The organism is Sandaracinus amylolyticus (genome assembly GCF_000737325.1).
GTDB classification, from domain to species: Bacteria; Myxococcota_A; Polyangia; order Polyangiales; family Sandaracinaceae; genus Sandaracinus; species Sandaracinus amylolyticus.
The window spans coordinates 4,842,318-4,858,060 of sequence record NZ_CP011125.1 but is presented as its reverse complement, the minus strand read 5'-3'; the positions used below and the strand labels follow the sequence as shown (position 1 = coordinate 4,858,060).

Annotated in this window: 5 protein-coding genes; all 5 read left to right on the top strand. The window is 68.3% G+C overall.

Going from position 1 to position 15,743, the window contains the following annotated elements; all coding sequences use genetic code 11:
* The first annotated feature begins 31 nt into the window (after positions 1-31).
* The 5 genes from DB32_RS20595 (at position 32) to DB32_RS20575 (ending at position 15,701) form a co-directional block, all read left to right on the top strand.
* Complete coding sequence (locus DB32_RS20595) at positions 32-1,642, top strand: tetratricopeptide repeat protein (RefSeq protein WP_157069227.1); 1,611 nt, start codon at positions 32-34, stop codon at positions 1,640-1,642.
* A 292-nt stretch (positions 1,643-1,934) separates the two neighbouring features.
* Positions 1,935-2,192 carry a hypothetical protein gene (locus tag DB32_RS20590; protein ID WP_075097572.1) on the top strand — a complete coding sequence of 86 codons (258 nt, stop codon included), beginning with the start codon at positions 1,935-1,937 and terminating at the stop codon, positions 2,190-2,192.
* A 213-nt stretch (positions 2,193-2,405) separates the two neighbouring features.
* Positions 2,406-4,451: an AgmX/PglI C-terminal domain-containing protein gene (locus DB32_RS20585; RefSeq protein WP_053234359.1), complete on the top strand. Its 2,046-nt coding sequence runs from the start codon at positions 2,406-2,408 to the stop codon at positions 4,449-4,451.
* Between the two features lie 295 nt (positions 4,452-4,746).
* A complete protein-coding gene (locus DB32_RS20580) occupies positions 4,747-5,520 on the top strand; it encodes a tetratricopeptide repeat protein (RefSeq protein ID WP_169791500.1) in 774 nt (257 codons plus the stop codon).
* 110 nt (positions 5,521-5,630) lie between these two features.
* A complete protein-coding gene (locus tag DB32_RS20575; protein WP_053234357.1) occupies positions 5,631-15,701 on the top strand; it encodes a tetratricopeptide repeat protein in 10,071 nt (3,356 codons plus the stop codon).
* The last annotated feature ends 42 nt before the right edge of the window (positions 15,702-15,743 follow it).

Genomic DNA, 15,743 nt, shown 5'->3' with positions numbered 1-15,743 from the left:
CAGGCGACAGAGAACGAGAAGGAACGGAACGATGCGTACTCTCCGGACCACGATGTTCCTCGCGATCGCGACGGGTCTGCTCGGCGCGATCGCCGCGGGCTGCGGCGGTGGCGGCGGCGCGGGCGGCGGTGGTGGCGAAGGCGGCGGAGGCGGCACTGCGGGCGGCGAGGGCGTGACGACGCCCGCAGGCACCGCGGTGAGCGAGTCCGATCGCCAGCGCTGGTCGGCCGCGATGGAGCTCTTCAACACGTCGGCCGCGGGCGGCTGGACGGAAGAGGAGTGCTCCGCCGTCATCTCGCGCTTCGACGAGGTCAATCGCCAGCACTCGGGCGGGACCTTCACCGAGGCGATCTACATGATCGGCGTGACGCACGAGCGCTGCGGCCACGCGGAGCAGGCGCGCGAGTTCTACAACCGCACGCTGCAGGCGAACGAGCGCTTCTGCGGCGCGCGCGTGGCGCTCGGCGTCGAGCACTATCGCGCGGGCCGCGTGCAGCAGGCGCGCTCGGAGTTCGAGCGCGCGGTGCGCGACGACTCGCGCTGCACCGAGGGCTACACGAACCTCGCGATCCTGCAGCGTCGTGATCCGAGCACGCAGGCGGAGGCGCTGAACAACCTCCGCCGCGCGCTCGCGATCCAGTCGTCGTACCTGCCCGCGTTCAACCAGATGGCGCTGCTCTATCTCGACAGCGCGATCCGCCGCGCGCAGAGCGGCGGCGCCAGCACGGCGACCGTCGCGGGCGGCACCGCGGCGGCGTCGGGCGCGCAGCAGCAACAGCAGCAGGAGGACGAGAGCACCGTCGCCGCGCGTCGTGCGGCGGCGCGTCGTGCGCAGGCCTCGCAGATGCTCGATCTCGCCGAGGTCGTGTGCCGTCAGGCGCAGCTGATCGATGGCGGATACGCCCCGATCTACAACACCTGGGGCCTGATCAACGTCCAGCAGGGCAACATCATCGCGGCCCTCGCGAAGTTCGAGCGAGCGTTCAACCTCGATCCGAACCTCTTCGAGGCCTACATGAACTTCGGCGAGCTGACGCTCTCGTTCCGCGGCTACGAGGACGCGGGCCGCGCGTTCACGCGCGCGACCGAGCTGCGCAGCGACAGCTACGACGCGTGGCTCGGCCTCGGCGCGGCGCTCCGCGGTCTTCGTCAGACCGAGCAGGCGCAGGCGGCGTACGAGCGCGCGATCCAGATCGATGCGAATCGCCCGGAGGCCTATTTCAATCTCGGCCTCCTCTACAACGACTACATGGGTGGCGGTGAGGCGGATCTCCGCCGCGCGCAGCAGTACTATCGCGACTTCGCGCAGCGCGCGGGCACCCGCCCCGAGCTCGCCGACGTCGTGCAGAGCGTGAACCGCACCTGCGGCTGCGAGCACGAGCAGCAGCAGGGTGGCGCGCGTCGCAGCGCGCGTCGTGCTCGCGCCGCGGCGCGTGGCTACGGCCGTCGCCGCGCTTGCACGTCGGGCCGCGTCGAAGCGATCGAGTGCAACATCCGCCTGCAGGCCGAGCTCGCGCAGATGCAGGCCGACGCCGAGCGCATGGCGCGCGAGATCGAGGCGCAGGCCGCGCAGCAGCAGCAGCAGCAGGAACAGCAGGCGACGCCGCCCCCCGAGGGCCAGACGCCGCCGCCCGCGCAGTGATCGTCACGCGCAGGTGATCCGACGAGACGGCCGGTCCCGCGAGGGGCCGGCCGTTTCGCGTTGGAGCGTGTGCCGCGGTGAAGGGCCCTGCGCACACGCGATCACGCTCGAGATCGCGCGTCGGTGAGCACGAGATCGGGGCACGCATCGCGATCACGCGCGCATCGCGCGGCGCGACCCAAACACGTGCGTTCTCGCGCGTCGAAGGCCATTGACCGTCTCGCCAGCCCTTCTGTATTGTGTCGCGCTGTCTCGCGTCCCCGTGATTTCGCGGGGTTCTCGGAGGATCTCCATGCGCAATCTGCTGATGTCCCTGTCCGTTGCCTTCGCCATCTCCGTCGCTTTCGGAGCGAGCGGGTTCGTGGCGCAGGCGAGCGCGCAGGACGGCGAGGCGACCACCTATGACTTCGAGGACGATCTCGTCCAGGGCGATCTCGTTCGCCCCGACGGCGAGCTCCTCAACGTGCGCCGTCGCGGCCGCCGCGCGTCGCTGATCCGAGTCCGGGAGCACTTCATCCCGGAGATGCTGAAGTCGGTCGAGAACCTCTGATTCGCTTCGCCATCGCTCGTACGATTTCGATCGAGCCTTCCGATCGGTGGAACCCGCGGGACGAGCGGGTGTCAGTGACCGAGGCAGGCGCGGCGGGCGTGGGCGAGGGTGCTGGGTCTTCTTCTCCGCAGCGTGTCTTTCGATCTGGGTCCTTTCTAGGAACCGCGTGCCTACCAGGAGGCGGCAGTGAGTCAGGCGAACGGTAAGGTCTCGATGACGTTCCAGATCTTCCACGGGGAAGAGCTGGTCCGCACGGAGACGCTGACCCAGGACATCATCAAGGTCGGCAAGCTGCCTTCGAGCCACCTGCGCATCGAGGACGAGAACGTCTCTCGTATGCACGCGGTGATCGAGGTCACCGGTCCGGACGAGATCTACATCATCGATCTCGGATCGGCCGCGGGCACGATCGTCAACGGCAAGAAGGTCAACAAGACGAAGCTGCAGAACGGCGACGAAGTCGTCCTCGGCGGCACGCGCGTCGTGGTCGAGATCGGCGCCGCCGGTGCCAGCGACGACGACGACATCACGATGATGGCTGCGCGCAGCGAAGTGGTGGCGGCGAAGGCCGCGCCCGAGCCTGCGAAGCCGCCCCCGCCGCCGACCGCGAATCCGTTCGCGGCGCCGGCGACTCCGACTGCGAATCCGTTCGCGGCGGGCGCTGCGCTGCCGAACCCGTTCGCGGCGCCCGCGGCGGCGACCCCCGCGCCCGCGACGCACGGCGGCGGTGGTCACGGCCACGGTCACGACGAGGACGAGGACTCGGAGAACATCCGCTACGGCATCGCCGCGAGCGGTCCTCCGGTGAACCCCGCGGACGTCGAGAGCGCTGCGACGGCGGTCGAGGTCACGCTCATGTGGGGCGACCTCAGCATCCTCCACGTCGCGCACCTCTCGCCGCCGCGCACGTTCTACGTCGGTGAGAAGTCCGCGACGGCCGCGCCCGACTACCTCGTCGGAAGCGAAGTGCTCGGCGCGGATCGCATGCCGCTCGTCGTCGAGGTCGGCGGCAACAGCGCGGTCGTCGTCCCGCAGGGCGCCGAGGGCGCCGTGACCGTCGGCGAGATGTCGATGTCGTGGGACGACCTCAAGGCGCAGGGCAAGCTGCAGCCGTGCTCCGAGATGGCGGGCGCGATGCAGTACGTCCTCCCGCAGGGCGCGCTCGCGAGCGTGAAGTACAAGGGCTTCACGTGGATGGTGAAGCCGACGTCGGCCGGCAAGCGCGTCGGCGTCGGTGGCGGCCCGAGCGTCAACTGGGGCTATCACACCTGGACGGCAGTCTCGCTCGCGGTCCACGCGGCGTTCCTGCTGATGTTCTACTTCCTCCCGCCGCGCCCGGCCTCGCTGTCGCTCGATCTGCTCAACGCGGACTCGCGTCTGGTCCAGTACCTGATGGAGCCGCCGGAGACGCAGGAAGAGGAGACGCCCGACTGGCTCGAGCAGCAGGAGCAGCAGGACGACGCCGAGGGCGGCACCGGCAAGCGTCACAAGGGTGACGAGGGCCAGATGGGCGACGAGAGCGCCCAGAAGTCGAAGAACCGCTACGGCATCGAAGGCCCCGCGGACAACCCGGACCCGCACATGGCGCGCCAGGAGGCTCGTGAGCAGGCGGCGACGGCCGGCGCGATCGGCGTCCTCCAGGCGATGACCGGCGCGTGGAACTCGCCGACGTCGCCGTACGGCCAGGACACCGCGCTCGGCAGCGATCCGATGAGCGCGCTCGGTGCCCTGATGGGTGATCAGATCGGCTCGAACTTCGGCTTCGGCGGCCTCGGTCTCCGCGGCACCGGTCGCGGCGGCGGCGGCACCGGCGAGGGCACGATCGGTCTCGGCAACCTCGGCACGATCGGCCACGGCGCGGGCACCGGCACGGGCTCGGGCTACGGCAGCGGCGCCGGTGGCTTCAGCGGTCGTCGCTCGACGGTTCCGCGCATCCGCACCGGTGATGCAGACGTCCGCGGCTCGCTCTCGCGCGAGGTCATCCGCCGCGTCATCCGCCGTCACATCAACGAGGTCCGCTTCTGCTACGAGCAGGAGCTCGCGAACCGCCCCGACCTCGCGGGCCGCGTGACGGTCAGCTTCATCATCTCGGCGACCGGTGCGGTGCAGACCGCGACGGTGTCGAACACCACGCTCAGCAACGCGCGCGTCGAGGGCTGCATCACGCAGGCAGTTCGTCGCTGGACCTTCCCGGCGCCCGACGGCGGCGGCGTGGTCGGCGTCAACTACCCGTTCGTGCTCGACAGCTCGGGTGGCTGATTCGATCGGGTAGCTGAGTCATCGGGTAGATACGCTACCCAAGGACGAGGAGCGGGGCGGGTCCGAGAGGACCTGCCCCGTTCGCGTTCCGTCGTCTCGATCGAGAGCGCGGTCGCTCGGGTTTCGGCTTGCGTTTGCCCTTGAGACGCGACGCGACGCTCACGTAGTATCGCAACCTCTCCGTGTCCGGGAGGAGTGAATGAGTCGGCTTCGAGCGGTCGCCCTCGCGGCGTTCGTCATGGTCTCGTTGGTCGGTGGTCAGTGCTCGCGCGCACGCGTGGAGTCTCTGACGCGGATGAACGAAGGTGTCGTGCTCGCCGCGCAGAAGCAGTACCTCGCTGCGGTCGAGAAGCTGCAGAGCGCTGCGGCAATCGATCCTACGAACGACCAGGCATATTGGAACCTCGCGATCGTGCACATGGAGATGCAGCGCTTCGATGCCGCTGCGGATGATCTCCGTCGCGCGATCGACATCAATCCTCAGGCTGCCGGCTATCACGAGAAGCTCGGCACGGTGCTCATGGAGCTCGAGCAGTGGGATCAAGCGCGCGAGTCGTTCGAGCGCGCGATCGAGATCGATACCCACCTGTTCAAGGCCTATTACAAGCTCGGTCAGATCGCGGAGCGTCAGGACGATCCGCAGACCGCGCTGCAGCGCTACGACCAGGCCGTTCGTGAAGGTCCGCGCTTCATCCAGGGCTATCGCGCGCTGGGCCGTCTCTACGCGGATCTCGGCTATCAGGGCGAGGCCGTGCAGGTGCTCCAGGCGGGCCTCCAGGTCGTGATCCCGGGCACCGAGGACGAGGCGGAGCTCCACCACCTCCTCGGCACCGTCTACCAGCAGCAGCGCAACTACGACGGTGCCGTCGAGCAGTTCCGCGCCGCGCTGCAGATCCAGCCGGCGATGCGCGAAGCGCTCTTCTCGCTCGGTTGGACGTACGGACTCCAGAACAACCGCGAAGAGGCTCGTCGATACCTCAAGCGGTACATCGATCTCGCCGGTGCCGAGGCGCCGGCGCACTACCTCAAGGCCGCCCAGGATCGCCTGGGCCAGCTCGAGGGCCCCTGAGCGCGCTCTCGAAATATCGATGCTCGGACTCGAGTGCTCGAATCGAGCACTCGAATCCATGAGCATCGGACTCGCAGCGCGCGGATGAGGGTCGGTCTCGGGAGGTCAGAGTGGACGCGGGGAATCAGGTGACGCGAGAGCTGACGGATCAGGATCGGGCGCGGCTTGCCGAGCTCGACGAGGCGATCACGAAGTTCGAGGGCCAGAAGCGATGGTCCGACGTGATCAAGAGCATCCTCGCGAAGGCCGAGATCGTCGTCGAGCCGAGCGACAAGATCGGACTGCTGTCGCAGGCCGGTCAGATGTACCTCGAGAAGAGCTCGAACCAGGCCGAAGCCATCAAGTGCTTCGAGCAGGTGATCGAGCTCGATCAGCACAACATCGAGGCGCTGACGTCTCTCAAGGAGATGTACGAGAAGCGTCGCGATTGGGAGAAGCTCGTCCGCGCGATGGAGCGCGAGGCCGAGCTCCTCGATCCCGCTGATCGTGGTCTCCGGTACATCGAGATGGCGCAGCTCGCGACCGAGCGTCTGCGCAAGCCGGAGATCTGCATCGATCTCTGGCAGAAAGTCCTCCGCTACGACGGGGAGAACGCGGACGCGCTCGGCGCGCTCGCGGGTCTCTACGAGCGTGCGCGCGAGTGGCAGCCGCTCGCCGACGTGCTCGAGAAGCAGTCGGCGCAGGTGTCGGGTGCGGAGGAGCAGAAGGCGCTGCTCACCAAGCTCGGCATGATCTACGCGGACAAGCTGAACGACGATCGCGGTGCGGTCAGCGCGTTCCAGCGTCTCCTCGCGATCGACCCCGACGATCGCCGCGCGCAGGAGCAGCTCAAGCGTCGCTACGTCGCGCTGAAGGCGTGGGACGATCTCGAGGGCTTCTACCAGGCCACCGGGAAGATCGACGAGCTCATCCGCACGCTCGAGCGCGAGGCCGGCAACAAGGACGCGCCGGCGGCGGAGCAGATCGATCTGATGTTCCGTGTCGCGCGCCTCTGGATGCAGTCGGAGAAGGCCGACCGCGCCGCGCGTGCGTACGAGAAGGTCCTCGACCTCGATCCGACGAGCCACGACGCGGCCGTCGCGCTCGCGCCGCTCTACGAGGCGGCCGGTGACGCGAAGAAGCTCGCGGGCGTGATCGAGGTGCGCCTCGGGCACGTGCAGGATCCCGAGGAGCGCATCGTGCTGCTCCGCGAGGTCGCGGTGCTGTACGAGGAGAAGCTGCGCCGTCCGCAGGACGCGTTCGCGCGCTTCCTCGAGGCGTTCGCGCTCGATCCGATGCGCGAGGTGCTGCGCGAGGACGTCGCGCGGCTCGCGCCCGGCGTCGACGGCTGGGCGCAGGTCATCGCGACGTACCGCACGGCGATCGAGAACGGCACCGACGAGGACGCGACGATCGAGCTGCGCCTCAGCCTCGGTGCGGTGCTCGAGCAGGTCGGGCAGATCGACGAGAGCATCGCGCAGTACCGCGCGGTCTACGACGCGCGCAGCGATCACATGGGCGCGATCGAGGCGCTCGAGCGCCTGTATCGCCAGACCGGTCGTCACTCGGATCTCCTCGAGGTCTACGACCGCCGCATGGAGCTCGAGCAGGATCCCGACGCGCGCCGCCGCATGGCGTACGGGCGGGCCTCGCTGCTCGAGACCGAGATCGCCGACGCCGACAAGGCGATCGACGCGTACCAGTCGATCCTCGCGGAGTGGGGCGACGAGGAGCAGGACGCGTATCGCGCGCTCGACGCGCTCTTCGAGAAGCAGAACCGCTACGGCGATCTCGCAGCGACGCTCGAGCGCCGGATCGATCTGGGTCCCGCGAGCGACGAAGAGCTCGCGTCGCTCAAGTTCCGACTCGCGCGCGTCAGCGAGCTGCACCTCGACGACAAGGCGAAGGCGCTCGAGCTGCTGCGCGAGGTCGTGACGATCGTCCCCGAGCACGACGGCGGTCGCCTCGCGCTCGAGGCGATGCTGAGCGATACGAAGCTCGGCGGCGCGGCGGCGCAGATCCTCGAGCCGATCTACGAAGTGCGCGGCGACTGGACGTCGCTGATCCGCGCGCTCGAGGTGCTCGTCGGCAGCGCGCAGGAGCCGGAACGCAAGCTCGAGCTCCTCACGAAGGTCGGTGAGGTCGCGCTCGTCCAGCTCGAGGACGCGAAGCAGGCGTTCGGCGCGTACTCGCGCGGTCTGCGCGCGGTGCCGGAGCACGAGGAGACGCTGGAGCGTCTCGAGGCGATCGCGCTCGAGCACACGTGGTTCGCGGAGCTCGTGAAGCTCGTCGAGGAGCTCGCGGGCGAGGCGGGTGATCCCGCGCTCGCGCGTCGCCTCTGGATCCGCGCGGCGCGCATGCACGACGCGCAGCTCGGCGCGGTCGACGCGGCGGTCGCGGCGTACGCGAAGGTGCTCGATCAGGAGCCCGGCGACGCGGAGGTCCTCGACGCGCTCGACGAGCTCTATCGCCGCACCGAGCGCTATCGCGATCTCGTCGGCGTGCTGCGCCGCAAGGCGGAGCTCTCGGGCGAGCTCGCGCACCAGGAGCAGCTGCTCTCGCAGGTCGCCGACATCCACGAGCAGATGCTCGGCGAGCCGGCGAGCGCGATCTCGATCTACCGCGAGATCCTCGAGCTCGATCCGACGAGCCGCACCGCGCTCTCGTCGCTCGATCGGCTGTTCGAGAAGCAGGAGCTCTGGAGCGATCTCGCCGACAACATCGGCCGCCAGCTGACGATCGCGGAGGAGCCCGAAGAGCAGACGCGGCTGATGCTGCGCCTCGCGTCGCTGCGCGAGACCCGCATGAGCGCGGTCGAGGCGGCGATCGAGATCTACCGCGAGGTGCTCGAGCGCGACGCGACGAACGCGGAGGCGCTCGCGGCGCTCGAACGTCTGCTCGCGACGCCGGCGCACCAGCCGGTGATCACCGAGATCCTCGAGCCGCTCTATCGCGACGCGAACGAGTTCGCGAAGCTGATCGGGATCCACGAGATCCAGGCGACGATCGCGAGCGCCTCGGAGCGCCGCGTCGAGCTGCTGCACCGGATCGCGGAGCTCTACGAGATCGCGCTCGACGACGCGCCGAAGGCGTTCGAGAGCTTCGCGCGCGCGATCGGCGAGGACGCGAGCAACGCGACCACGCAGGAGCAGCTCGAGCGCATCGCCGGGATGACCGGCGACTACGACGCGCTCGCGGCGGTGTACGAGCACCGCGTCGCGCGCTTCTACGAGGAGAACGAGAGCGGCCGTCCGAGCGAGGAGGAAGTGCCCCTCGCGACGCACCTGCTCACGAAGGCGGCGCAGATCCGCGAGGACAACCTCGCGGACGTCGAGACCGCGATCGCGCACCACCAGCGCGTGCTCGATCTCGACGCGACGCACCTCGGCGCGGCGAGCTCGCTCGAGCGGCTCTTCCAGCAGACGGAGCGCTACGAGCCCCTCGCGCACATCCTCCTCGTGAAGGCGGCGATGCTCGAGTCGCCCGACGAGCAGAAGGAGCACCTCTTCCGCGCGGCGGCGATCCACGAGGATCTGCTCGAGCGTCCGACCGACGCCATCGACGTCTACAAGAAGGTCCTCGACGTCGACTCCGAGGACCTCCAGGCGCTCGACAAGCTCGTCGAGAACTACCTGAAGCTCGAGAAGTGGTCGGAGCTGCTCGACGTCTACACGCGCAAGGCGGACGTCGTCGTCGATCCCGACGAGAAGAAGCGCCTCTACCTCGAGGTCGGCGCGGTCTACGAGCGCGAGCTCAGCGACGGCGCGAAGGCGATCGACACCTACCAGCGCATCCTCGAGATCGATCCCGACGACCTGATGGCGATCGGGCGCCTCGACGCGCTCTATCAGGCTGCCGGCAACTGGCAGGAGCTGCGCTCGATCCTCGAGCGCGAGGCGGAGCTCGCGAGCGATCCGAACGAGGTCATCTCGTATCGGTTCCGCATCGCGGATCTCTACGACCACAAGCTCGACGACGCGGCGCGCGCGGTCGAGGGCTACCAGGAGATCCTCGGCGTCGCGCCGGATCACCAGCCCACGCTCGACGCGCTCGAGGCGATGATCGCGGCGCGCAAGATGCCCGTCGCGGCGGCGCTCGTGCTCGAGCCGATCTACCAGCAGTTCGGCGAGTGGGCGAAGCTCGTCGCGGTCCTCGAGGTGCAGGCCGCGCACGCGGACGACGCGCGCCAGAAGGTCGAGCTCCTGCACCGCATCGCGCAGCTGCAGGAGATCCAGCTCGAGAGCGCTCGCGCGGCGTTCGACGCGTACGCGCGCGCACTGCCGTTCGACAACGGCGATCCGGACACGCTCGGCAACCTCGAGCGCCTCGCCGGTGATCTCGACGCGTTCGGTGAGGTCGCGCGGCTCTACGACATCGAGGTCGAGAAGCTGGCGGATCAGTCCGACCGCCGCGTCGAGCTCGCGCTTCGCGTCGCGCAGCTCTACGAGGTGCAGCTCGGCGACGTCGACTCGGCGATCGTTCGCTACAACGTCGTCGCCGCCGCAGACGAGACGCATCAGCAGGCGATCGAGGCGCTCGATCGTCTGTACGAGGCGACCTCGCGCTGGGGTGAGCTCGCGACGACGCTCGCGAAGGAGATCCAGCTCGCGGCGAGCCCCGAGGCGATGCTCGATCTGCAGTTCCGCCTCGGTCAGGTGCACCAGCTGCACCTCGGCCAGGTCGATCGCGCGATCGAGCAGTACAAGGAGATCCTCGCCGCCGCGCCGGAGCACGCGCCCGCGCTCGACGCGCTCGAGGGCCTCTTCGCCGAGGGCGTGCAGCCGCTCGTGATCGGCGAGATCCTCGAGCCGCTCTACCGCATGCAGGAGGCGTGGGAGCGCCTCATCGGCGTGCAGCAGGCGCTGCTCGAGCACCAGAGCGACGCGCACGAGCGCGTCGCGATGATGCACCGCGTGGCGGAGATCGCGGAGGATCGCGCAGGCGAGCCGCAGATCGCGTTCGAGTGGCACCAGCGCGTGCTCCTCGAGGATCCGCTCAACGAGCAGTCGACCGCGGAGACGGAGCGTCTCGCGGGCCAGCTCGGCAACTGGGAGCAGCTCGCGAGCACGCTCGCGGACGTGCTCGAGCAGCGCGCGACCGCCGAGGTCCGCGTGCCGGTCGGCAAGCGTCTCGCGCGCGTGTACGAGACGGAAGTCGGCGACATCCAGCGCGCGGTCGAGGCGCACCTCTTCGTGCTCGGCGCGTCGCCGAAGGAGCACGAGTCGCTCGAGGCGCTCGATCGCATCTACAGCGAGCACGGCGCGAGCGAGGCGCTCCAGGAGATCCTCGCGAAGCGCATCACGGCGACCGAAGATCCGCGCGACCTGATCGAGCTGCACTTCCGCCGCGCGCAGGTGCTCGAGAACGATCTCGGGCGCATCGACGAGGCGGTCGGCGTCTACACGCACGTGCTCGATCGTCTCGACGCGGAGCACGAGGGATCGATCAAGTCCCTCGCGAACATCTACGTCGAGAAGCAGGACTGGACGAGCCTCTACTCGACGTTCGATCGCGAGCTGAAGGTCGCCCTCGGCGACACCGGGCGCGCCGACGTGCTCGCGAAGATGGCGCGCGTGGCCGAGGATCACCTCGGCGACGACGCACGGGCCATCCAGCTCTGGAAGGACGTGCTCGAGCTGCGCGGCGAGGATCACGAGGCGCTCAACGCGCTCGGTGAGCTCTTCGCGAAGGGCGAGCGCTGGACCGAGCTCGTCGACATCCTCGACCGCGAGGCCGCGATCGTCCTCGAGGACGAGCAGCGCGTTCAGATCTTCGGCGACCTCGGTCGCGTCTGGTACGCGAAGCTCCGCAACGAGCGGAACGCCGTCGACAACTGGCAGCGCGTCCTCGACATCGATCCGACGAACACGACGGCGCTCTTCGCGCTCGCGGAGATCCATCGCGCGGCGGGTCACACCCAGGACCTCGTCGACACGCTGCACCGCGTGATCGACGTCGGCGCCGCGACGCTCGACGACGGCACGCTCGAGACCGTCTACATGCAGCTCGGCGAGCTCTACGAGCGCACGCTGCAGCAGCCGATGGACGCGGTCGACGCCTACAACAAGGCGCTCGATCTGAACCCGCGCAACTTCGCCGCGATGGACGCCCTCGAGGGCATCCACTCGAGCGAGTCGCAGTGGACCGACAAGGTCCAGGTGATGGAGCGCCGCGTCGACGGTCTCGACGACGCAGAGCAGAAGATCACCGTCCTCCTCGCGATCGCGCAGACGTGGGCGGAGAAGCAGGAGGACGCGGACCGCGGCACGAGCGCGTACGACCGCATCCTCGGCCTCGATCCGCGCCACGAGTACGCCTTCGCGAAGCTCGACGAGCTCCACCGCGCCGCTGGGCGCTGGGAGAACCTCGTCGAGATGTACATCACGCGCACCGAGACCGCGGAGAGCACCGCGGAGCGCGTGGATCTCCTGCGCCGCATCGCCGAGGTCCAGGACCAGCGCCTCGACGACAAGCTGCAGGCCTTCGACACGCTCCTCCTCGCGTGGGAGGAGGACTACACCGACAAGAAGACCGCCGACGATCTCGAGAAGGTCACTGCCGCGACGCGGAAGTGGAACGACCTCCTCAACACGGCGAACACCGCGCTCACCGCGACGACCGATCCGAACGTCAAGATCGCGATCTGTCTGCGCTGCGCGAAGTGGTACTCGCTCGAGCTCGGTCACCCCGAGTACGCGATCCCGTACTACCAGCAGATCCAGCAGCTCGATCCGGGCAACGTCCCGGCGCAGCAGCAGCTCGCGGATCTCTATCGCAGCACGCAGCAGTGGCAGCTGCTCGCGCAGACGCTGGGGATCATCGTCGGGCTCACCAACGACCCGCGCGTGAAGGCCGAGACCTTCGTGCAGATGGGTGAGCTCTGCGAGACGCACCTCAACATCGCGGACCAGGCTCGCAGCTACTACCTGCAGGCCGTCGACGCCGACCCGAGCTACGTGCCCGGGCTCGAGGCGCTCGAGAAGGTCTATCGCAACGGTCAGGAGTGGGAGTCGCTCCTCGACATCCAGCAGCGCAAGGTCGGCGCGCTCTCGGACGCCGAGGCGCTGATCGAGGCGAAGCTCGCGGTCGCGGAGACCTACGAGGATCGTCTCGGCAACGTCGAGGAGGCGATCGAGACGTACCGCCAGGTGCTCGAGGCGGACGGGCTCAACCTCCGTGCGCTGAAGGGCCTCGAGCGCCTCTACGCGCAGCGTGAGCGCTGGCAGGACCTGCTCCAGATCCTCGAGCGCCAGTTCGAGGTCGTCACGACCGAGAAGGAGCGCATCACCATCCTCCTGCGCGTCGCGTCGATGTGGGAGGAGGAGTTCGTCAAGCCGGACAAGGCGGCCGAGCGCCTCGAGAAGGTCGTCGAGATCGACTCGGGCAACGACGCTGCGCTGCGTGGCCTCGAGCGCCTCTACCGCAACATGCAGCGGTGGGATCAGCTCATCGACACGTACGAGCGCCACGTCTCGGCGACGCCGGATCGCAACGAGAAGCAGGAGCTGTATCTCGCGATCGGCGACGTGTTCTCGGTCGAGCTGAGCGATCTCGATCGCGCGGTCGACGCGTACCTGAACATCCTCTCGCTGAACGCGAACAACGCGCGCGCGCTCGAGGCGCTCTCGAAGATCTACGAGCGCCGCGGTGATCACGGCCAGGCGTTCGACACGATGCAGCAGCTCTCGCGGCTGCTGAACGATCCGCAGCAGGTCGTCGATCTGCGCTTCCGCATGGGCAAGCTGCTCGACGAGCAGCTCGGCGATCGGAGCGCGGCGGTCGACCAGTACCAGAGCGCGCTCGACGTCGAGCCGGGTCACCTCGCGTCGCTCGAGGCGATGCGGAAGATCCACCTCGACTCGGGCGACTGGCTCGCCGCCGCGAAGGTGCTCGAGCAGGAGTCGCAGTACCAGCAGCAGCCGCGCCTCGTCGCGAAGCTGCTCGTCGAGCTCGGTCGTCTCTACGACGAGCGCCTCGACGAGCACGACCGCGCGATCAACGTGTGGGAGGCCGCGCTCAAGCAGGACGCGGACAACGAGGACGCCGCGCTCCCGCTCGCCGAGGAGTACACGAAGACGCAGCGCTGGGCGGACGCCGTGCCGCTCCTCGATGCGCTCGTGAAGCGCTCGGCGAAGCGCGACGCGTCGGAGCAGCACCGCCTCGCGTTCATGCTCGGTGAAGCGGCGCTGAAGACCGGCGACACCGACGCCGCGATCAAGGCGCTGAGCAAGGCGTCGCAGCTCGATCAGCAGCACCTGCCCACGCTGCTCGCGCTCTCGAGCGCCTACTACCAGGCGTCGAACTGGGATCAGGCGTTCAAGTACTACCAGATGCTCCTCGTCCATCATCGCGATGCGCTCGCGAAGGACGAGATCACCGACGTCTTCTTCAAGCTCGGCGTCGTCAAGCGCGAGCAGGGTGATCGCCGCAAGGCGCTCAACATGTTCGACAAGGCGCTCGAGGAGGACGCGCAGCATCGTCCGACGCTCGAGGCGGTGGTCGGCCTCTACCAGTCGAGCAGCGACTGGGAGCAGGTGATCCACTTCAAGAAGAAGATCCTCGAGCAGCTCGACGGCGAAGAGCGCTTCGCGATGCTCGACGAGATCGGCGACCTCTGGAACGAGAAGCTGCGCAACCCGCAGAAGGCGATCGAGAGCTACGCCGACGCGTCGGAGATGCGCCCGAAGGATCACAAGATCCTTCACAAGCTGCTGATGCTCTACCAGAGCACGAAGCAGTGGGATCAGGCGGTCGAGATCATCCAGCGCGTCAGCGATCTCGACGACCGCGCGTCGGCGAAGTCGAAGTACGCCTACACGATCGCGGTCATCCTCCGCGATGAAGTGAAGGACGCCGACAAGGCGATCGACTACTTCAACAAGTCGCTGGATCTCGACTCGACGCAGCTCAAGGCGTTCGAGGCGATCAACAAGATCCTCAACGCGAAGAAGGACTGGAAGCAGCTCGAGCGTGCGTACCGGAAGATGCTCCTTCGCCTGAAGGACTCGACCGACACGGACCTCAAGTTCAACCTCGCGCACGCGCTCGGCGTCATCTACCGCGACCGCATGAAGCAGCCCGAGCAGGCGGTCGACGTGTTCAAGATCGCCCTCGCGTACCAGCCCGACAACGCGCAGGAGCACCAGATCCTCGCGGAGCTCTACGCGGTGATCCCGGGCCGCACCGACGACGCGATCGCGGAGCACCAGTGGCTGCTCCGTCAGGATCCGTATCGCGTCGACTCGTACCAGGCGCTGTACAAGCTCTATTTCGACGCGCGCCAGTACGACAAGGCGTGGTGCCTCGCGTCGACGCTGGTCTTCCTCAAGAAGGCCGACGCCGAGCAGAACCAGTTCTTCGAGCAGTACCGCCAGAAGGGCCCGATCCGTCCGAGCTCGCGCCTCGACAACGAGCGCTGGCTGAAGGATCTGGCGCATCCGGAGCAGGACCTCGTCACGTCGAAGATCTTCGAGGTGATCTGGCCCGCGGTGCTCAGCCTGAAGGGCAAGGCCGACAAGGACGCGGGCCTCGCGCCCAAGTACCAGGTCGATCCGGCGAACAGCACCGTGACCCTCGCGCGCACCTACGGGTTCGTGGCGCAGGTGCTCGGCATGCAGGCGCCGCGTCTCTTCCTCCGCCAGGACGTGCCCGGCGGGCTCGTGCACCTGCCGGTGTGGCCGCAGGGCTCGCTCTGCGGATCGACGCTGCTGCAGGGGTTCCAGCCGCAGGATCTGATGTTCGTCTGCGGTCGTCACCTCAGCGACTACCGCGGTGAGCACTTCATCCGGACGATGCTCCCGTCGAACTCGGAGCTGAAGACGGTGCTGATGGCGGGCCTCGCGATCGCCGGTCTCGTGCCGGCGAACGACCCCGCGATCCAGACGACGGTGCAGACGCTCGCGCCGAAGCTGAACCCCGCGCAGATCGATGCGCTGCGCTCGCTCGGCAAGCGCTTCCTCGAGGCGGGCGCGCGCACCGACATCAAGCGCTGGCTGCAGTGCGTCGAGCTCACGGCGTGCCGCGCGGGCTTCCTGATCTGCAACGATCTGGAGACCGCCGCGCGCATGGTGACGGCGCTCGGCCCGGCGGGCCCGGTGGACCTGCCGCCGAAGGAGAAGGTGAAGGAGCTCGTGCTCTTCTCGGTCAGCGAGGAGTACTTCCGCCTTCGCCAGGCCCTCGGGATCCAGCTCTCGGTCGCTTGATTCCTCGATGAGCGGCGCGCTGCCTCTTCGTGAGGCGGCGCG